We start from the raw sequence: 19688 nt of genomic DNA, 5'->3' as shown, positions 1-19688 counted from the left end.
GGTTCGCCGCAGCAGGTGCGGATTTCGCCGGATGTGGTGGCGCCGGGGACGTTGCCTTCGGTGGGGCCGGGGTCGGAGATGGCGGCGGTGACGACGACGGCGCCGCGGGTGGGTGAGTCGCCGCGGGCGGTGGTTCCGGTTCCGCGGCCGCCGGTGCCGATGCAGGTGATGATCACGATTCCGGGTTTGCCGCCGATTCCGTGTGGGATCTTCTGCCCGCCCGCGCCTCCGGTGAATCCGTGCGCGGCGCAACCGATACCCGCACCCATGCCGCAACCGGGGCAACCCGGCGTGGCGCGCACACCGCTCGCACCCGGGCAACCCTACGGCGCTGCCCCCGGGCAGCTACCCGACGCGAACAACCCGGAAGCGGACGCCGACCCGGGCAACGCCGCCGGACTACCCGGATCCGGTGATGTCGAGGCGGCCCATTGCACGGAACTCGGAGCGGACGCCCCCACCAGCCCCAGCCGTGAGGCACCGGAACAGGACATCGCACCTCACATCCCGGAACCTGCCATCACCACACCGCCCGCGCCGGAACCCGAACCGGTACCCGACGCTCCATCCACACCCACGCCTCCACCCGGGATCACCTTGCCCTTCGGCATCGTCATCCCCCTTCCCGCCCCACCGCCGCCCCCACCGGCGGGCTGACCACACACGGCCCGACTCCGAGACCCGTCGAACCAGAGTCCGACTCCTCGCACGCGGTTCCGAGGTCCGGGAACGGTGGGCGAAGAGCAGGGAAGGGACCGCGATGACGTCGAAGGCGACCACATCGCGCTCGAGTTGCCGACTGTTCATCGCGTCGACGGCGCCTGATCCCGCACCTGCGCGAGCAGGCTGACGAGGGAAGGTCAAGGCCGACCAGCCGAACACGGTGTGGTGGTCTACCCATGGTCGAACGCGGGTGGCGCCCCTTGCGGGACGCCGCCGTCGCTTTTCGAACTCCCGCGAGGCCGCGCGATCCGATCTCGGCGCCACCGCGCCCACGTAGCGCTCGCAACTGCCTTCAAGCTGTATCCGGACCGCGCGAACAGACGTATCCTGGTCCCTAGCTATCGCGTGGCATCTAACAGCGGCGCCCGAGGAGGCCACCCACCTCCGTCGCGGTCTTCGAAGGCGTCTTTCGCCAGGCGGGCGTTCTGCGAGCGTGTGGCCCGGACACGAATCCTGGGCCGATCGTCGGCGACCGCGGTGACGAACTCCTTCCGAGACCGGTCGAGCAGAGGTGATCCCATGAGGGCCACAGTCGGAATATCAGCGGAACAGGCCGTGGTGCGCGGCGTGATGCTGTCGTCGACGGCGCGGCAGGACTCCCGGCCGACCGTGCTGCGGGAGGTCGAGCGACCGATCGAGCACTCGACCGCCGCGTCGGTCGCCGCCACGCTCGACGCGCTGACGGCCTGCGCCGAACCCGGCGCAGAAATCGACGATGTCGCCGTCGCGTACCGGACGGTCGCCGAGCGACGGGCAATCGTTTCGCAACTGTCATCGGCCGCGTGGCGGTCGTCGTCGCTCGTGTCCACCAAGACAGCGCTGCTGGCGCTGATCGAGGACGTACCTGGCCTGGCGCGCTACGCCACCCTGCTGGTGCTGGAGGTCGTGGGCTACCACACGTCCTACCTCGTCGTCGGGCCGAACCGGGACGAACCACTCGCAGTCGACTCGTGGGCCTCAGGTGTCGTCGACGCCGATACGGCGGGTCTGGCGATCGAGCGGATCCAGGCGAACTTGGACGCGGCCGGGTTGCTGCCCGATGCCGTCGTCTTGTGCGGCTCGTCGGTGGGAGATCCGGACGTCGTCTCCGCGTTGCGACTCGGCTTCACCGCACCGGTCATCGTGGCACCCGACTATGCCAACGCTGCCGCATACGGTGCGGCCCTGGTCGCCGCCGCTCCGTTCCGTATTGCATCGGACGCGCCCAGAGTGCCCGAGCACCGACATTCCGGCCGCGCACTCATGGCCGGGGCGGCCGCTGCCGCGCTGCTGGGCGGAGCCGCGATCGCGGTCGTGCAGGCCCGCGAAGACCGCCCGGCGAACGCGCAGATCGGAGGCCCGGTGCAGGCGCCCGTCTCCGCAGCCCACCCCGCCGAGCCGAACCCACCGGTCCTGCCTCCAGCCCCGCCGGTCGAACAGGCTCTTGTTGCCCCGGCACCCGACGTGGTTTCCACCCCGTGGCCGTACCCCGGACCGCCGGTGCCACCGGCTCCCGGGCCGCCACCTGCGAATGTCCAAGGTGAGATGCCGGTCGAACCGATCATTCCGCCCGCTCCGCCACCGCCCCTGCTGAACCAGCCGACGCCGTACAGACACAGGCCGACCACGACGACGATTTCCCCGGAGCCGCCCGCCCCACCGCCTGCCACGGCCGCAGCGCCCGACGAACCCTTCCTCTTCCCGGGCGAGTCCCCGCCTCCACCCTGGAACGCCGACCCCGCGGTCGTACAGGCATGGTGGGACAACCACTGGAAGCTGAACGAGAGCTGGCTGCACGGCCGCTGACACCGGCTCGTCTTCTACAACTGCGCGCCACCCTGCGCTGGGTGCAACACGGATTTCGCGAGCCCTCGAACAGCGACTGCGCCCCATTGCGGTACCGCCCCGACTAGCTGAGTTCTCCTACCCCTGCTCGCTTCCTTTCGCTCACCGCGCGATGGCTCGGCCCGGGTGGGCGACGCGACGGCCGGTATTCTGCTCGGTCAGGGAGGAGGGCGCGTCGTGTCTGTGCATCCTGGCGATGTTTTCGCCGGTTACCGCATCATTCGCCGGATCGGGGCGGGTGGAATGGGGGCGGTGTATCTCGCCGAGCATCCGCGGCTGCCGCGACGTGACGCGTTGAAGATCCTCGATCCGGATCTGGGGATGGATGCGGAGTTCCGAGCCCGGTTCGAGCGGGAGGCCGAGTTGGCGGCCAGGCTCGAGCATCCGAATGTCGTCTCCATCTACGATCGGGGCGCCGAAGGCGACGTGCTGTGGATCGCCATGCGCTACGTCGACGGTGTGGACGCCGCCGAGTTGGTGCGCCGCGGCCCAGCGGTGCTGCCCGCCGGGCGTGCGGTGCGGATCGTCGCGGCGGCGGCGCGCGGGCTGGACGCCGCGCATCGCAGCGGCCTGCTGCACCGTGATGTGAAACCCGCGAACATCCTGGTGTCGACGGCCGACGACGGGTCGGACGCGGTACGCATCACCGATTTCGGTATCGCCCGCTCACTGGAGGCGAGCGCGTCCTCGACCACCACGGGATCGGTGCTGGCCAGCTTCGCCTACGCCGCGCCCGAACAGCTGACCGGCGCTCCGCTCGACCATCGCGCCGACATCTACTCCCTCGGCTGCACCCTGTACGAAATGCTCACCGGCGCCGTGCCGTTCGGCCGCCGTACTCCGGCAGCCAGTCTGCAGGCCCATCTCTACGAGCCGCCGCCGCGCCCGTCGCTGGCGAACCCGGCGTTGCCCCCAGCCATCGATGAGGTGGTCACCCGGGCGATGGCGAAGAACCCGGCGGCCAGATACGGCAACTGCGCGGAGCTGGCAGCCGCCGCGATCCGGGCGCTCGAGCCGCCGCCGATTCCGCCCGCCCCGGCTTTCCCGCCGCCGCCTCCACGCGCGCGTACCGGACGGCTCGCTCTCATCGGCGGTGCGGTCGCCGTGGTGGTCATCGCGATCCTGGCGGTGGTCCTCCTGCGAACGGCCGAACGATCCGGCGGGAACGCCGTCGCCGCCCGCTCCACGACCGCTTCGCAGGCCACGACCACCACTGCGGTCACCACCCCCGCGGTCACCACCCCCGCGGCCAGGTCCGCCTGGGGACCCGCCGCCTACATCGTGGAAGCGTTTCCCGGCCTGCTGCCCTCCGATCCCGAAGGCGTGGGTTATCAGGGGATGCGCTGCGCTTTGAACGACGATCGTGGCGCCTGGTTGCACTGCCCGGCGGCCACCGGCGACGGGATCAACGTCAACATCCGCTGCGACCCGTCCCGCCGCCCGGTGACCTATACCTCCGACACCCTCGGCCGTGCCGACCTGCGTGAACAGCCGTGGACGCGGCCGTCGGGGACGGGCACGGTCCGCTGGGCGACCGACGACCTCGCCGGCTTCGGTTTGCTGGACGTGGCGTTCACCGACCACCGGCACTTCTGCACGGTCAGCGCTTCCGGCGGCAACGGCGGCCAGGACGTGTACGACAGATGGTGGACCGGTGCGCCGATCTGAGCAGAGGACGGGAAGGGCATGACCTTGCGCTCCGGGTCCGTATTCGCCGGTTATCGCATCGAGCGCACGCTGGGCTCGGGTGGCATGGGAACGGTGTACCTGGCGCGTCATCCCCGGCTGCCGCGTTCGGTCGCGCTGAAGGTCCTCGACCCGGCGGCGGGCGCCGACGCCGAGTTCCGGGCCAGGTTCCAGCGTGAAGCCGAACTGGCCGCTCGGCTGGATCATCCGAACATCGTGGAGATCTACGACCGGGGCAGCGAGGAGGGCAGGCTGTGGATCTCGATGCGGTACGTGGCGGGTGCGGACGTGGCGCAGCTGATCCAGCGACGGTCACACGAGCTGCCGCCCAGCAGGGTGATCGAAATCCTCGCCCAGGCAGCCGATGGGCTGGACGCCGCTCATCGGCGCGGCCTGCTGCACCGGGACGTCAAACCGGCCAACCTGCTGGTCGCGGCCGGAGACGAAGGGCGCGACCACGTCTTCGTCACCGATTTCGGCATCGCGCGCAGCCGCGACGACACCAGCAGGCTGACCGCCGCCGGAGCGCTGATCGCGACGCTCGGTTATGTCGCACCCGAACAGATCAGGGGTGAGCCGCTCGACCATCGCTGCGACGTGTACGCCCTCGGCGCGACCCTGTACCAGATGCTCACCGGCGCCATGCCGTTCGCGCGCACGACCCCTGCGGCGGTGCTGCGAGCGCATCTGGCCGAACCGCCACCGCGCCCTTCGGCGGCCGATCCGGCCCTGCCTGCGGCGCTGGACGTCGTCGTCGCCACCGCTATGTCGAAGCGTCCCGCAGACCGCTACGACAGTTGCCGCGCACTGGCCGTCGCTGCCGCGCAGGCATTCGCCCCTCCTCCCGCGCCCCGCCTCGCGCAACCTGTCGCGCGCCCGCGGCCGACGCCGCCCGTGCGTTCGTCGCCTCGGGTCCTGGCGACCACGGCCGCCGTATCGGTTCTGTTCCTGGCGCTCGCCGGTGTGCTGCTGCTGCGCTCGAACACGGTTCCCGGCGTGGGGATCGCGGATAGCGCGACACCATCCGCCTCGTCCACCGCGACCGCGGCGCCGTCGAGCACCGCCACCACGGCGGCGTCCTCCGCATGGGGACGCAACGCCGAACTCGTCGCGTCGCTCCCCGGTCTGCTTCCCGCCACACCGGACGGGTTCGGCTATCAGGGCGCGCGCTGCACCGACATCGACGTGGTCAACAACGGTGGCGCCCCCGCGGTCGAATGCCGCCAGGACAATGGGATCCACTGGTACGTGTGGTCTTTCCGGCGCGGTGACCCCCGGCGCGACTCGACGTTCGACACCAACATCGACAACGACACCACTCGTCAGGAAATCTGGCGCAGGCCGTCCGGCTCGGGGCGGGTGCGCTGGAGCCACTACCCGGGCGGGAACACCGGCCTGCTCACGGTCGGATTCGACGACCCGGCGCGGGCATGGATCGTCATCGATGTGTCCTGGGATCACCACACCGGTCAGGAGCTGTTCGATCAGTGGTGGCAGTCGGCGCCGCTGTGAGCCGCCGCGTACCGGCGGCGCCCGCCGATGGTCGATAAGCTGGCCGGGTGAGCGCACTAACGGCCGGCTCGGTGGCCATCGTCGACGACTTGGACGCCGTCACCACCCGAGGTCCCGAGGACGATCCCGCGGCGGCCGGACTCAGCCGCGCCGACGTGGAGGCCCTGTGGGAGTCGGTGCAGGCGTGGTACCGCCTCGGCTCCACCCCGGCCATTCAGGTGTGTCTGCGCCGCAACGGCAAGATCGCGCTGAACCGGACCATCGGCCATGGCTGGGGCAACGCGCCGGATGACGGTCCGGACGCGGTCAAGATCTTGGCCACTCCGGATACGCCGTTCTGTGGATTCTCGACCGCGAAGGGCGTGGCCGGTGCGCTGATGTTCATGCTGGTCGAACAGGGCGCCTTCGCCCTGGACGAGCCGGTGTCCGGCTACATCCCGGAGTTCGCCGCGAATGGCAAGGCCGCCATCACGATCGGTGACGTGCTCTCGCACTCCGCCGGGGTCCCGTTCGTCACGCCGCCGTATCAGGGCGTCGATCTGGTTGTCGACGAGCAACTGGCGGTGCGCGGGCTGGCCGACCTCGTCCCGAGCTGGAAGCCGGGACGGTTCCGGGTGTATCACGCGCTGACGCTCGGATTGATCCTGCGTCTGCTGGTGCAACGCGCGACCGGCAAACGGCTGCGCGACCATTTGTCCGAGCAGGTGCTCGAGCCGTTCGGGTTCCGCTGGACCAACTTCGGCGTGCGGCCCGAGGACCTCGACAAGGTCGTGCCCAGCGTGAAGACCGGTCCGGCTCCGTCGCGCACAGCGAGCTATCTGGCGCGCAAGGCGATCGGCGGACGAATGGACCGCGCCTCGCGCGCGGCGACCGACGCTTTTCTCACCGCCGAGCTGCCCTCCGGCAATCTGATCACCACCGCGTCCGAATTGTCACGGTTCTACGAGATTCTCACGCGCGGCGCACCGGACGGCCGACGGATCATCCGGCCGGAGACACTGGAGGAAGCGGTGCGACCGGCTCGCTGGATACCCGGCGTGGCCGGCCGCGTCAGCCGAGCCGGCTTCGAACTCGGCGGCCGCAGGTCGAAATTCGGCCGCGACACCGGATCGCATTTCGGGCGCAGTGGACTGACCACCCAGTACGGCTGGGCAGACCCGGCTCGTGGGCTGTCCGGGGCGATTCTCACCAGCGGCAAAGCCACGACCGATACCGAGCGGCCGTGGCAGCTGGTCGCGCAGATCTCCGCCACAGTGCGCGCCGATCGGTAGCCAGGGCTGTGCGCGCGGCCGCATCGATCGCCTCCACCAGTGAGAACATCTTAGCCATCCGAACGATCTAGTCTGTTAACTCGCTTGTTGCCCAACCGTGGGGTTGTGCTAGCGCTAGCGGAACAGACTGACCCGTCGGCTCTTTGGCGGTGAAAGCGTTGGTGTTGATGAGGATTGACCATGACGTGGCGGTGAGCGCATACCGGCACGAGACGTTCCCCGACGAACGCGGACGGTTCGGCGTGTTCGGCGGCAGATTCGTACCCGAGGGCCTGATGGCCGCGCTGCTGGCCCTGGAGGACGCCTACCGGCTGGCCCGTGCGGACGCCGGGTTCATGGCCGAGTACCGGGAGCTGTTGCGCGACCGCGTCGGCCGTCCCACGCTGCTGCATCAGGTGCGGCGGTTCGGGGAGTTGCTGGGTGTGCCGGGCGCCCGGGTGTATCTCAAGCGCGAGGACATGACCCACACCGGCGCCCACAAGATCAACAACGCGCTCGGGCAGGCGTTGCTGGCCAGGCGCATGGGCAAGAAGCGGATCGTCGCCGAGACCGGCGCGGGCCAGCACGGCGTCGCGGTGGCGACGGTCTCGGCGATGCTCGGATTGACCTGTGTGGTGTACATGGGAACCGAGGACATGCGGCGGCAGGCGTCGAACGTGATGCGCATGAAGCTGCTCGGCGCCGAAGTCCGTCCGGTCGACACCGGTTCGCGGCGACTCAAGGAGGCGATCAGCGAGTCGGTCCGCGACTGGGTGGCCGACGTGGACACCACCCACTACCTGTTCGGCACCGCCGCGGGACCCGCGCCGTACCCGCGGATCGTGCGGGACTTCCAGACGGTGATCGGTGCGGAGACCAGACACCAGATCGCCCGCGTCGAGGGCAGACTGCCCGATTACGTCCTGGCGTGTGTGGGCGGCGGCAGCAACGCCATCGGGGTCTTCCACCCCTTCGCCGACGACCCGCAGGTGCGGCTGATCGGCGTCGAAGCGGCCGGTCTCGGGGTCGACACCGGCGAGCACGCGGCGACCCTCTGCATGGGCAGTCCCGGTGAGATCGACGGCTCCTACAGCTACATGCTGCAGGACGAGGACGGCCAGATCGCGCGCACCCACAGCATCGCGGCGGGACTGGACTACCCGGGTGTCGGCCCCGAACTCAGTCACCTCAAAGACAGCGGCCGGGTGTCCTATCGCGCCGCCACCGACGCCGTGGCCCTGCGCGGCATGCAGGCGCTCAGTCACACCGAGGGCATCCTCGCCGCACTCGAATCCGCCCACGCCGTGGGTTACCTGATGGATATGGCCGAGCGCGGCGAGGTTCCCGCCGACTCGGTGATCGTGCTGTGCCTGTCCGGCCGCGGCGACAAGGATCTCGCTGTCGCCGCCGAGCGGCTCGGTGTGGCGTAGGCGCTGCTATGGTCGGAAGCGCCCAGGGCGCCGGAGAGGGACCGCGCGCTACACCCGCGCACGAGGACGAGCCCTCTTGAAGTATGTACCCCGCCTGATCTTGTTCCTGGCCATTCCCGCCGTGCTGTTCCTGCTGCCCTGGTGGACGCTGGTGGCGGCGCCCACCCAGGAATCCGGCGCACTGTTCTGGCTCGGGTCGGCGGTGTTCGGGCTCGGGTTCGCCGCCCTGCCCGCGTCGATGTTCCTCGGTCACGGGCCCGCGCAGTCGGACGCCGCCTCGATCGTCGGCGACACCTTGCTCGGTGTGATGTGGGTGGTCTTCAGCTGGTCGGTGCTCGGGAACCTCGCCGGCGTCGGGCTGGCCGCCGCGGGCGTCGGCGATCCGGCTCGCTCCCGCATCGTCGCGACGGGCGTGTTCGCGGCCGCGACGGTGCTGGTGGTGTGGGGTGTGTTCGAGGCGCGCCGGGTGCCGCGGGTGCGCACCGTGGAGGTATCCATTTCCGGTCTGGGACCGGCGCTGGACGGGCTGCGCGTGGTCGTCGTGACCGACACCCATTTCGCCGCGCTCGACCGGCTGCGCTGGTCGGAACGCGTGGTCGAGGTGGTCAACGCGCAGCGCCCCGACATCGCCTGCCATGCGGGAGATCTCGCGGACGGATCGGTGGCGAAACGGCACGCGCAGGTCGACCCCCTCGGCAAGGTCGAGGCCGAACTCGGCCGGTTCTACATCACCGGCAACCACGAGTATTTCGGTGACGCCCAGGGCTGGATCGATCACATGACCGCGCTCGGCTGGCAGCCGCTGCGCAATCAGCACGAGACGGTGCGTCGCGGTGACGATCGACTGGTGATCGCGGGCATCGATGACCCCACCGGCATCGCCTTGACCGGTCACGGCCCCGACCTGCCCGCCGCGCTCGCTGCGGCGGACCCGGACGCGCCGGTCGTCCTGCTCGCCCACCAACCCAAGCAGATCGCCGAGGCCGCGGCGGCGGGGGTGGCGCTGCAGATCTCCGGCCACACCCACGGCGGCCAGATCTGGCCCTTCCACTACCTCGTTCGCCTCGACCAGCCCGTCGTCGCCGGGCTGAGCCGCCACGGCGGCCACACCCAGCTCTACACCAGCCGGGGCACCGGGTTCTGGGGACCTCAGCTGCGGGTGTTCGCCCCGAGTGAGATCACCCTGCTCATCCTGCGGTCGGAGGCGGCGAGGGGCTGAGTTCGGCGCGGACGGTGCGCAGCGGGTCCGCCTCGTCAGCGGTGGCCGCGGTCGGCGCCCGCCCGGCCGGTGGCCTCCGGCGCGGGCGAGGTAGCCGCGTCGCCGGAGCTCCACGCCTCCCAGACGCCCGGAACCCCGTCTTGGACGACATAACTGGCGCGCGTGTGGATGGGCGCGCCGGGACGGCGGACATAGGGAACGACGCGAAAGTCGTTGCGCCAGGTGTGGTGATCGAGTTCCACCCGGACGTACCCACGCTGAGCGTTGAAGAACTTGATGTCCGGGTTCGCCCCGAGCAGCAGGCGGCCTTTGTCGCTCAGGTCGGCTCCGTCACCGTTGCTGGTGATCGAGGTGCCGGTGAATTCCGCCGCCACGACCGGTGACTCGGGGTCGGTGTAGTCGCGCCGCAGATCGGCGGCCTGGTTCTCGTGCCGGTCGCCGGTGATCACCACCAGGTTGCCCGCGCCGCGCGCCGCGGCGGCGCCGAGCACGGCATTGCGGTCGGCGACATAACCGTCCCAGGCGTCGGTGGAGACGCTGACCTCCGGACCCGGGTCGGAGTCGTTCTGGCTCATGCCCACCTGGTTGCCGAGCACCTGCCAGCGAGCGGGAGAGTGGGTCAAGCCGTCGATCAGCCAATCCCGCTGTGCCGCGCCCAGAATCGTGCGGTCGGGGGAGAGCCGCTCGGTGCAGCCGCCGACCACGGCGCCGCCACATGCCTGCGATGTGCGGTATTGGCGGGTGTCGAGCATCGTGATCTCGGCGAGGTCGCCGAACCGGAAGCGGCGATGCAGCCGGATGCCCGCGGCGGACGGCAGCTGCGCCAGGCGCAGCGGCTGGTGCTCGTACATGGCCTGGAACGCCGCGGCGCGGCGGCGGCGGAACAGGGCGGGAACACGCCAGATGTCGAGGCCCAGACCGGGCGCGCCCGCGGCCCAGTTGTTGTCGACTTCGTGATCGTCCATGGTGACCAGCCACGGGAACGCGGCGTGTGCCGCGCGCAGCGGCTGCTCCGATTTGTACAGCGCGTACCGCAGCCGGTAGTCGGTCAGGTCGACGGCTTCGTCGCGGAAGTTCGCGCCCATCGCGACGCCCACTCGCCCGCGCGTCCACGCGCGCTCGTAGATGTAGTCGCCCAGATGGACGACCAGATCCAGGTCTTCTCGGCTCATGTGCTCGTAGGCGGTGTAGTAGCCGGAGCTCCACGACTGGCAGGAGGCGAAGGCGAACCGTAACCGGGTCAGGGCCTGCCCGGGCGCCGGGGCCGTGCGGGTCCGTCCGACCGGGGAGATGGCCGAGCCCGCCCGGAAACGGTAGAAATACCAGCGATCCGGCGCCAATCCGTGCACCTCGGGATGCACGCTGTGGCCGAGTGCGCGAGTGGCCACCGCCGACCCGCGCGCCACCACTTGGCGGAAGTGCTCGTCGTGCGCTACTTCGTAGTCGACCGTGACCGGATCCAGCGGCATGCCGCCGAGCCCGTCCGGCGCCAGAGGGTCCGGGGCCAGTCGTGTCCACAGCACCACCCCGTCGGGAGCGGGATCGCCGGAGGCGACGCCCAGTGCGAACGGATCGCCGAGCCGGCGCGGGGCGGGGAATCGGGCGCTGCCCGCCGCCGCCGTTCCCACCAGCACCGCGGCCGACCCCGCGGTTCCGACTCGTAACAATTCCCGACGTGAGAGGGCCATACATCAGCGTAAGGCCGCGCCCGGCGGCGGGAAGGCCCACCGAAGCCGTGACGGCGTCAGAGCAACCCGCCGCGGCGCGCGTGGTCGAGGGCGTCGACCCGGGAATTCGTCCCCAACTTGCCATAGATACCGCGCAGGTGGGTTTTCACGGTGTTGACCGAGACACCGAGGTCGTCGGCGATCTGCTGGGCGGTTCGGCCGGACGGCAACTGCTTGAGCACGGTCATCTCGGTGTGGGTCAGAGCGGGGTAGGCGGGTCGGCGGCGCGCGGCGGGATGCCGCCGGATCGATTCGGCGAAACGCTCGGACCGGCCCAAACGGCCCGCATAGCTGTCCAGCAATCCCATCGCGGCGGGCACGTCGAGGAACGGGCGCAACAGCCGGTGCGGTGTGGCGGAACCCAGTGCGTTCTCCAGCGCGGTGAGCGCTTTGGCCGGTGCCCGGAACTCGTGTTGCGCCGCGGAGTACAGCAGCCATCCGGTGATCGCGCTGACCGGACGCAGGTCGCCCGCGCGGTCGAGCAGTGGTTCGAGGATGGCGCAGGTCGCCTTGAGACGATCGGCCGCGGCGTGCAGGGCCGCGTCGGCCAATCGCACTTCGGGAACTTCGCCGACGATGCCGCGGGCCCGCTCGACCAGCAGTCGCGCCGTCCTGGCATCGTGCACGCGCAGCAGCGCCCACACCACCGGCAAGATGAGGCTGCCCGTCGCGGCGGGCAAAGCCTTGTTCTCCAGCAGGATGAGCAGGCTCCGGCGCAATGCGTCGACCGCGGCGGACTGCTCCTCGGCCCGCTCGAGCTCGAGCAGGCGGCCCACGACATGGCCACGCCACCCCGCGACCGGACCGCAGGACCCGTCGTGCTCGACACGCTCGGTGAGAACAGCGCGGACCGCAGCCGCATCGGGTGTCTCGCCTTGCAGGTACGCGCCGTAGGCGGCCACAGCGGTCGCCTGGACGGCGTCGGTCGCTTCCAGCAGCCCGTGTCGGGCCGCCGTCGCCAGCGCGCGCGCCGCGCGGTCGCGCATCGCGGTGGCGGCGTCGACGGTGTCGGCGGCCAACGCCAGCCGAGTTAGCGCGCGCAGCACCAAACGGGGACGGGCGGCGTGCTCAGCCAGCGCGAGGCCTGAGCGCAGCAGCTGTTCACCGCGTGCGACGGCGCCGCGGCCGACGAAGGCGGTGGCGACCTGGATCGCGGTGTACGCGTCGAGATCGGGGTCGCCGGTCGGGGGGACATCGTCGGGCACCCTCGGCAGAACAGCCCCGGTGGTGGCGGCGACGTCGATCGTCGCGGCCAGGGTGAGCGCGTCCAGGCGTTCGGCGGAGGCGAAGGAGACCTTGGCGGCGCGCCGGGCCGTCGCGGTGTCCAGGCACGCGACCGCCGCGGCGGTGCGGCCGGCGACGAGCGCGTCGACGACGCGTACCAGCCACAGGAAGGGGTCGTCGAGCAAGTCGGGCGCCGAGTGGGCCAACTGATCGAACAGCGTCTCGCCGCTTCCGTCGAGAACGATGCGCAGCGCGTACGCGGACAAGAATTCGCAGAGGTGTTCCCGGTCCGCGCCGGCGAGCTGATGCGGCAGCGCGGTCGCGGGCAGGCCCGCGGAACGCAACCAGCGGGCCGACTGGAGGTGTAGCTCCGCGCATAGTCGCGGCCCGAGGCGGCGGGTCTCGGCGAGGAAGTGAGCGCGTATCAGCGGAGGACAACAGAACCATACGTCGCCGTCGCGCGTGACGGAGCCGATCGGGAAGTTGATCCGTTCGAGTTCGTAGAGATAGTGGCCCGCACCGCCGCCGACGAGTTCGTCGGCGAGTTGCTCGGTGAACTCGACCGGAATGCTGGTGTAGGTGAGGAATTGGCGCAGCGCGGGCGGCAGCGCCTCGACGAGCTCGCCGGCCAGGAAATCGGTGACCGCGCGCGCCGGGCGCCCGAGACCGGTGAGCGCCGCCGCCCGGTCGTCGGACTTGGCGGCCAGATGGGTCGCGGCGATCCGCACGAGTGCGGCCCAGCCCTGGGTCAGGGTGTGGAGCGTCTGGAGTTCGGCGCCGGTGAGTTCACAGCCGTGGTCACGGCAGAGCGTATCGATCTGGTCCGCGGTGAAGGCGAGGTCGCTGGCGCCCCACCGGGTCAGCCGCGAGTGGAGTTCTAGGACGTGCCAGCGGATCGGCGGAGCGAATCGGGCGCACAGCACCGTCGTGACGGTCGGTGGGGCATGGTGCAGGAAGTATTCGACACCGGCCAGCGCGAGCGGATCGGTGAGCAGATGAGCGTCGTCGAGCACGAGGACGGTCGGTGTGGTGCGCGCGGCCAGTGTTTCGACCAGCTCCGCGGCAGGCGCGGTCGGCGGGCCCGGGCACCCGGTGGCCGCGATGCCGAAACGGGCGTGCAGTTCGGCCCACAGCGCCGTCGCGTCGTCGAGCTGTGCGGTGACGGTCAGCCACGCGACATCGGATGCGCGCGCGGCGTGCCGGGCGGCCCAGTCGGCCGCCAGTACGGACTTCCCGGTTCCGGCCGGTGCGCAGATCAGCAGCACATGGCCCTCGCGGGTGTTCGACAGTCCGTCGGCGGCGGCGTACAGGTCCGGCCGGGGCAGCGGAGTGAACGGCGACGACGGTATGTCGGCTGCGGATCGCGCCGCGGCGGGGATGCGGGGTAGAGCGGGGACGTGCGAGGTGGTCACCGTGCCTCCCGGGCCGTGTGCTGACAGATCACTACCGCGCCTAGGTAGCGGAACTTACCCGGCGGAAAGTCCGCTCGATCCCATCGTGAGTGGTCGTTATGGAATTTTCACCCCCGGGACGTGGCGCGACCTCGGAGTCACCCGCAACGGGTGAAGTGCCGGGCACCTCGGCTGGTGGAGATTCGGAGGACGTCACTACTTCCCGAGAAAGGGGGCGACCGATGACGCACATGACCGAACCGGAGCCACACCCCGTGCGACGTGGCATCGCGGCCGGCACGTCGATAGCGGCCGCGATCTTGCTGCTGACCGTCGGGGTGCTGTCGATCTTCGAGGGCATCTCCGCCGTCGCCGAGGACGAGCTCTACATCGTGGGCACCGAGTACGTCTACAAGTTCGACACCACGACGTGGGGTTGGGTTCACATCGTGATCGGCATTCTGCTGGTCGTCGCCGCCCTGGGCTTGATGACCGGCGCCACGTGGGCGCGGGTGGCGGCGATCTGCCTGGCGGCCTTGTCGATCATCGCCAACTTCATGTGGCTGCCGTATTACCCGGCGTGGTCGATCCTGGTGATCGCGTTGAACATCGTCGTGATCTGGGCGGTCGCCACATGGCGGCCGGAAGTGGTCTGACCGGGCGAACGTCGGCCGCTCCGAGCCTGGAATGCCTCCACCGCGCATGATCTCGGGTGCGTTCACGAGCGCCTGCGCAGGCCGTGGCGAGGAGCGGCGTTCCGGCGAGCAAACTGTGGGAATCGCTCGGCGCGATCGACCGGTGAAGTGGGGGCTTCCGCTGTCACCGTAGGCGAAGTTGTGGTATCCACCTTCGAGATCGCACTACGGACTCGAAGGGAAGCCAATGCCCAGCAAGCCTCCGCTCGTTCTTCTGCACGGTGTCACCATGTCCGAACGGGTGTGGGAGGACGTCACCCCGTTGCTCGCCGCGCGCCACGAGGTGATCACACCGACCGCCCTCGGCCATCGAGGCGGCCCGCAGGCCCTGCGGCGGCCGGCGCGGGTCGAGCACTTGGTGGACGACATCGAGCGGCGCATGGACGCGCTGGGGCTGCGCCGGGCGCACATCGCGGGCAATTCGCTGGGTGGCTGGATGGCCATCGAGTTGGCCCGCCGTGGTCGCGCCGAGACCGTCTGCGCGCTCTCGCCCGCGGGTTTCTGGGAAGCCGGGGCCAGAAGTCAGTCGGCCGCGACCCGCCGCATCGCCCGCGAGGCGGCCACCGGGCGGCTGCTGGGTGTCCTCGCCCCGTTGGGTCTGCGCAGTGCGGCGGTCCGGCGAGTGGCGTTGCGCAACATCGCCGTGCACGGCGATCGCGCGAGCGCGGCGCAAGCGATGACCTTCTTACGTGATCTGGTGGGGTGCACGGTCACCGCCGATCTGCTCGGCACCGACGAACAGATCGCCCCCCTGGACCCGGTGCCGTGCCCGATCACGGTTGCCTGGTCGGAACACGATCGTGTTCTTCCCGAGCAGATCCACGGAGCGATCGCCCGGGCGCGGCTGCCGGAGGCCGCGTTCCGCGTCCTGCCCGACACCGGGCACGTACCGATGATCGACGACCCGGGGCTGGTCGCCCGGACGATCCTGGCCACCGCGAGTATCACCACCAGCTCCGAAGCCTCCTAGCGAGCCGTCTGCCCGGTCAGATCTCGAGCAGATGTGGCAATCCCGCCCGGTACCGATCCGCGTCGATGCGTTTCCACGGCTCGAAGATCGGCAGTGCCACCAGCGGGAAGACCGGAACCCGGGGCGCGGGGTCGTCGGCGGCATCGAGAATCGCGTTGGTCGCGGCGCGTCCGGATTCGTTGGCGCCCTCCATCGTGGCGAGGTCGATATTGCTGCGCACGTGGTCGCCGCCGAAGAACAGGTTCGGGATGGCGCAGCGGGCCTCCGGGCGGTTGTCGTAGGAGCCGACGGTGTTGACCAGCAACGGGGTTTCGTTGTGGATTCCGTTCGCGGTCCAGGTGATCCCGGGGTCCAGATGCCAGCAGCGGATGTCCTCGGGGCGCAGCCAACCCGTCGCGGTGTTGAGCCATTCGGTGAGCTGTGCCCACACCTCTTCGGCGATCTCGGCGGCGGTGCACTGCTTGGCAGGCCGGCGCAAGCGGATGCCGGGGGAATCCCAGTCGGAGATGTCCACCGACAAGCATTCCCGCACGGTGCCGTCGCCGTACCGGCCGGCGAAGTCACCGACCCACATCGGGGCCTGGCGCAAGGCGGTGAGCGCCCACGGGGAGCCGAGTGCGGCGATATGGCCTTCCGGCAGGTCGGTGGGGCGGGCGAGGTAGTACTGGATGCCGACCATCCAGTCGGTCCGCAGCTGCCGCATGCCCGCCAGATGCGGGTCGGCGTCGAGGATCTGGTCACTCAACAGCGCTATCGCCTTCTCGACCGGCATGGCGCACAGATACCAGTCCGCGGTGACGGCGGTGGAGCGGCCGTCACCGTCGGTCACCGTCGCCGAGGCGATCCGGCCTGCGCGCAGCTCCAGCCGCGTCGCCCGCTGACCCGCGACGAATCGCACGCCCCGGGACCGCAGATACCTCACCCAGGGGTCGATCCATGCTTCGTTGGTGGGCCGGTTGAGAATCCGGTCGATGCCCGCGGAGTATTGCGGGATCGCTCCGGTGCCCGCCAGCACCAGCGCTTCGCCGATGGTGCCGATCGTGCGGGCCGAACTCACCTGCGGCTTGGCCGCCACGGTGATCCTGGTGAGAGCGCTGACCAGGTATTCGCGGTATGCCGGTGACTTGCCCTCGGCGCGCAGGATCTGCTCCCACGTCACGTACTCCCATTGCCCGAACCGCCGTTCGTGACACGAGGTGAACCAGACGGCCATCTGTTCGGCGAAGAACGCGAGCTCGGCTGGCGGCAGCTCGGGGATGAAGCCGAACGCGCCGATCAGCGTGTTCTGCAATCGCTGCGGGGTGAGCTGATCGAGGCCCATGATCTCGACCGGAGCGAAGATCGGCGGCCTGCCGCGAAAACCGGCGACGGTGCCCTCGACACGGACGAGGTTGTCCTCGACGCCCTCGGGATTGCCGGGAAAAGGGATGCGCCGCATCGTATCCGGCAGATTCTGATAACAGCCGGGAAAGAACCGGAAGCCGTGCTCGCCGGGCAGATCCAGGCGGCCGTCGGTGCCGGTGCCCGGTACGCCCATGCTGCGCGCCTTGCCGCCGAGGAACGCCGGTTCGTACACGGTGACCGCGTATCCGCGCTCGATCAGTTCGTGGGCCGCCGACAGTCCGGCCACCCCGCCGCCGAACACCGCGACGGATTTTCCCCCGGTGCGCAGCCCGGGCGTTCGGCGAGATTCGGGCAGCGTGGCGTGTGCCGGTGCGGCGGCGACGGCCGCCCCTGTCGCGAGGGCGCCTCGCAACAGGTCGCGGCGGTTGAGGTCGATGGTCGGCCGGGGACGCGGGTCATGCATGTCGATCTCCTGAAGGTGCCGCGAGGCGCCGCAGCGGCCGGGACGGGATGGCGTCGGCGGGAGCGGTGCGCGCGAAGGCGCGGGCTTCCCTGCGTTCGGAGACTGTGTCGCGGCATTCGCTCACCAGGTCCGCCAGGACCGGCCACGGGGCGCGCCAGGAATCGCGCAGTGCTCCCGCCGCGAACGCAGCCGCGCGTGCCGGCGTGAAGATGTCCTCCGGATGCGCCGTGCGAGAGAAGATCTCGGTGACCGCGTCGGCCAGCGCGGGGTCGGCCGCGGCTCTGCGATAGAGCTCCATCTCCAAGGGGCGCATCGCGGTGCCCCGGGCCAGCCGGTTGGTCCACTGGTAGATGCCCAGGCACTCGCGATCGCGCAGCCGTTCCCAGGCGGCCAGGGCGGTGTCGAGGTGCTCGGTATCATCAAGGGCGGGGGCGGCGAGTTCGCCGAGCAATCTGCCGTAACGCAAGGCATCTCGGATGCCCTGGGCGGTCACCGGATCCTTGAAGTGTCCGGCGTCGCCCGGCAGCGCCCAGCCCGGCCCGGCCGAATGCCGGAAGTAGGACATCAGGCCGGTAGCCGCACGCACCCGCCCGGCGCGACGGCAGTCGCGCAACCGCAGCCGAAGTCCGGGCAGCCGCTCGATCGCCTCCTGATACCGGCGCTCGGCGCGTCCGCCGCCCGCGTCTGCGGGCCGCGCGGGCGGCTGGACCAGGCTGAGCAGCAGGCCGTCGTCGCAGGGAAAGGCGGTGCCGAGATCGGATCCGGAACGCCATTGCGCGGCGACGTGCCGCTGGTCGGCGGCGCCGTCGTGCCAGTAGGCGAAGTAGCAGTCCCTTCCGCTCGGCGCGGACAATCGGGGTCGGCTGGCGCCGACGAGCCGGGCCACGGTACTGCGGCGGCCGTCCGCGCCGACTACCAGGCGGGCGCGCACCTCGCGTGCGGTGCCGCTGTCGGCATATCGCACGCCGACGCAGCGATCGCCGGACCAGAGCAGTTCGGTCACCCGGGCGCCCTCGCGGATGCGCGCTCCGGCGTCCGCGGCGGTCGCCACGAGCGCGGCGTCCAATCCGGTCCGCCGGACACACATCGCGTAGTCGATGCCGTCCACCGGCGTGAACGCCGACCGGACCTGGTAGCCGCCGCCGGCGGCGAAGGCCGTGGTCAGCGGCGGAGCGCCGAGCTGCCGGACGCGCTGCAGGGCGCCGACGCGGCGCAGTTCGGCCACGCCGCCGGGCCACAGCAGATGCGTCGAGAGGGTGTCGGACGGAAAGCGCGCGGCGTCCAGCGCGAGGACGTCACGGCCGGCTCGGGCGAACGCGATGGCGGCAGCCGAGCCCGCGCATCGCGCGCCGACCACGACGACATCGGTGTGCTCGATTGCCGGGGCAGAGGATCCGCGCATGCCCGAACACCTCGGTCGCATAGTCTCGGACAGTGTGTCCGATTGATGGTGAGTGGTAGGTGCCGGAATGTCAATATCGGTGCCGTGTCGGCAGAATGGAGCCCATGGCGCGACGCACCCGACCGGCGCGGCCGAACAAGGCGGCCGCTTCGCCGCAGAGAGGAGCCGGATGCCCTCGCTGACCCGAGTCCCCCGAAACGCACGCAAACCGGTCGATGATCGGCGCGCGGAGTTCGAGCGACGAGTCCTCGCCGCGGTGGAGGAGCTGCTCGCCGACGGCACGCCCTTCACCGAGATCGCCGTCCACCGGATCGCCGCCGCGTCACAGTCGGCGCGGTCGACGTTCTACCGGTATTTCCCGGACAAGAGTCAGCTGCTGATCCGCATGGCCGAATTGGCCACGGCGGATCTGTTCGAGGCCGCCGAGCGCTGGTGGCGCGCCGAGCACACCGGGGGGCAGGCCGGTGTGGTGGCGGCCGTGCGAACCATGATCGCGGGCTTCCGTGAGCACCGGTCGCTGCTGTTGGCGCTGAGCGAGGTGGCCGCCTACGACCGCGATGTCGGCGCGTATTGGCGCGGCCGGGTGGCCTCCTTCGTGGAAGTGGTGCGATCGCGGCTGGAGGCCGACCGAGCGGCCGGCCGGATCAGCCCGGCGATCGATCCGCAAGCCACCGCCGTGGTGCTGACCTCGATGGTCGAACGCGCGATCGCCGCAGGCTTCTCCTCCGGCTCCGGGATCACCGACGACGCGCTGGCGGAGGCGCTGGGCCGGGCGATCTGGCTGACGGTGTACGGCGACGCACCCCCGGCTGACGGATAGCCCGGCCA

14 protein-coding genes and 1 pseudogene are annotated in these 19688 nt (G+C 70.5%); 10 read left to right on the top strand and 5 right to left on the bottom strand.

All coding sequences use genetic code 11. The features are described from left to right. Window positions 1–269 (bottom strand): annotated as a pseudogene (locus M8859_RS27530) (hypothetical protein); the annotation flags it as partial. Here M8859_RS27530 and M8859_RS27525 point away from each other — a divergent pair. The 7 genes from M8859_RS27525 (at window position 268) to M8859_RS27495 (ending at window position 9644) form a co-directional block, all read left to right on the top strand. After that, on the top strand, window positions 268–657 hold the full coding sequence (locus M8859_RS27525; protein WP_195071006.1) for a hypothetical protein: 390 nt from the start codon (window positions 268–270) through the stop codon (window positions 655–657). The pseudogene M8859_RS27530 and the gene M8859_RS27525 sit on opposite strands and share 2 nt — an antisense overlap. A gap of 585 nt (window positions 658–1242) precedes the next feature. Then, entirely contained in the window at window positions 1243–2508 is a 1266-nt protein-coding gene (locus tag M8859_RS27520; RefSeq protein ID WP_249645034.1) for a DUF7159 family protein, read from the top strand. A gap of 216 nt (window positions 2509–2724) precedes the next feature. Next, window positions 2725–4215, top strand: a complete 1491-nt coding sequence (locus M8859_RS27515; protein ID WP_249645032.1) for a serine/threonine-protein kinase — start codon at window positions 2725–2727, stop codon at window positions 4213–4215. 18 nt (window positions 4216–4233) lie between these two features. Further along, window positions 4234–5745: a serine/threonine-protein kinase gene (locus tag M8859_RS27510; RefSeq protein ID WP_195071007.1), complete on the top strand. Its 1512-nt coding sequence runs from the start codon at window positions 4234–4236 to the stop codon at window positions 5743–5745. 47 nt (window positions 5746–5792) lie between these two features. Continuing rightward, on the top strand, window positions 5793–7016 hold the full coding sequence (locus tag M8859_RS27505; protein WP_195071008.1) for a serine hydrolase: 1224 nt from the start codon (window positions 5793–5795) through the stop codon (window positions 7014–7016). Window positions 7017–7183: 167 nt separating this feature from the next. After that, window positions 7184–8425, top strand: a complete 1242-nt coding sequence (gene trpB / locus M8859_RS27500; protein ID WP_195071009.1) for a tryptophan synthase subunit beta — start codon at window positions 7184–7186, stop codon at window positions 8423–8425. 76 nt (window positions 8426–8501) lie between these two features. Beyond that, window positions 8502–9644 (top strand): metallophosphoesterase, encoded by a 1143-nt coding sequence (locus tag M8859_RS27495; protein ID WP_195071010.1) that lies wholly within the window; start codon window positions 8502–8504, stop codon window positions 9642–9644. 35 nt (window positions 9645–9679) lie between these two features. On the opposite strand, the gene M8859_RS27490 is transcribed toward M8859_RS27495, so the two are convergent. Both M8859_RS27490 and M8859_RS37350 read right to left on the bottom strand, forming a co-directional pair. After that, window positions 9680–11332: an alkaline phosphatase D family protein gene (locus tag M8859_RS27490; protein WP_159928759.1), complete on the bottom strand. Its 1653-nt coding sequence runs from the start codon at window positions 11330–11332 to the stop codon at window positions 9680–9682. 56 nt (window positions 11333–11388) lie between these two features. After that, window positions 11389–14007 (bottom strand): LuxR C-terminal-related transcriptional regulator, encoded by a 2619-nt coding sequence (locus tag M8859_RS37350; RefSeq protein ID WP_249645031.1) that lies wholly within the window; start codon window positions 14005–14007, stop codon window positions 11389–11391. A 221-nt stretch (window positions 14008–14228) separates the two neighbouring features. On the opposite strand from M8859_RS37350, the gene M8859_RS27480 reads away from it, so the two are divergent. Both M8859_RS27480 and M8859_RS27475 read left to right on the top strand, forming a co-directional pair. Then, a complete protein-coding gene (locus tag M8859_RS27480; protein ID WP_249645030.1) occupies window positions 14229–14642 on the top strand; it encodes a DUF7144 family membrane protein in 414 nt (137 codons plus the stop codon). A gap of 226 nt (window positions 14643–14868) precedes the next feature. After that, the gene (locus tag M8859_RS27475) at window positions 14869–15651 is read left to right on the top strand and encodes an alpha/beta fold hydrolase (RefSeq protein WP_283780109.1); all 783 of its coding nucleotides are present in this window, start codon (window positions 14869–14871) and stop codon (window positions 15649–15651) included. Window positions 15652–15667: 16 nt separating this feature from the next. Here the strand turns inward: M8859_RS27475 and M8859_RS27470 are convergent, their stop codons facing one another. Beyond that, complete coding sequence (locus tag M8859_RS27470) at window positions 15668–17458, bottom strand: hydroxysqualene dehydroxylase (RefSeq protein WP_249645028.1); 1791 nt, start codon at window positions 17456–17458, stop codon at window positions 15668–15670. Further along, on the bottom strand, window positions 17451–18860 hold the full coding sequence (locus M8859_RS27465; protein WP_249645027.1) for an NAD(P)/FAD-dependent oxidoreductase: 1410 nt from the start codon (window positions 18858–18860) through the stop codon (window positions 17451–17453). Before M8859_RS27465 ends, M8859_RS27470 begins: the two co-directional genes overlap by 8 nt. Before the next feature lie 169 nt (window positions 18861–19029). On the opposite strand from M8859_RS27465, the gene M8859_RS27460 reads away from it, so the two are divergent. After that, window positions 19030–19680 (top strand): TetR/AcrR family transcriptional regulator, encoded by a 651-nt coding sequence (locus M8859_RS27460; RefSeq protein ID WP_159928747.1) that lies wholly within the window; start codon window positions 19030–19032, stop codon window positions 19678–19680. Window positions 19681–19688 lie beyond the last annotated feature (8 nt).

The sequence above is a fragment of the Nocardia sputi genome, from assembly GCF_023501985.1.
This window is presented reverse-complemented; position numbering and strand designations above follow the sequence as displayed.

Excerpts from the sequence above, each read along its gene's own strand:
- M8859_RS27480 (WP_249645030.1), top strand. The coding sequence starts at position 14,229 with ATGACGCACATGACCGAACCGGAGCCACACCCCGTGCGACGTGGCATC.
- M8859_RS27520 (WP_249645034.1), top strand. The coding sequence starts at position 1,243 with ATGAGGGCCACAGTCGGAATATCAGCGGAACAGGCCGTGGTGCGCGGC.
- trpB (WP_195071009.1), top strand. The coding sequence starts at position 7,184 with ATGAGGATTGACCATGACGTGGCGGTGAGCGCATACCGGCACGAGACG.
- M8859_RS27470 (WP_249645028.1), bottom strand. The coding sequence starts at position 17,458 with ATGCATGACCCGCGTCCCCGGCCGACCATCGACCTCAACCGCCGCGAC.
- M8859_RS27460 (WP_159928747.1), top strand. The coding sequence starts at position 19,030 with ATGCCCTCGCTGACCCGAGTCCCCCGAAACGCACGCAAACCGGTCGAT.
- M8859_RS27490 (WP_159928759.1), bottom strand. The coding sequence starts at position 11,332 with ATGGCCCTCTCACGTCGGGAATTGTTACGAGTCGGAACCGCGGGGTCG.
- M8859_RS27510 (WP_195071007.1), top strand. The coding sequence starts at position 4,234 with ATGACCTTGCGCTCCGGGTCCGTATTCGCCGGTTATCGCATCGAGCGC.
- M8859_RS27475 (WP_283780109.1), top strand. The coding sequence starts at position 14,869 with ATGCCCAGCAAGCCTCCGCTCGTTCTTCTGCACGGTGTCACCATGTCC.
- M8859_RS27525 (WP_195071006.1), top strand. The coding sequence starts at position 268 with ATGCCGCAACCGGGGCAACCCGGCGTGGCGCGCACACCGCTCGCACCC.
- M8859_RS27465 (WP_249645027.1), bottom strand. The coding sequence starts at position 18,860 with ATGCGCGGATCCTCTGCCCCGGCAATCGAGCACACCGATGTCGTCGTG.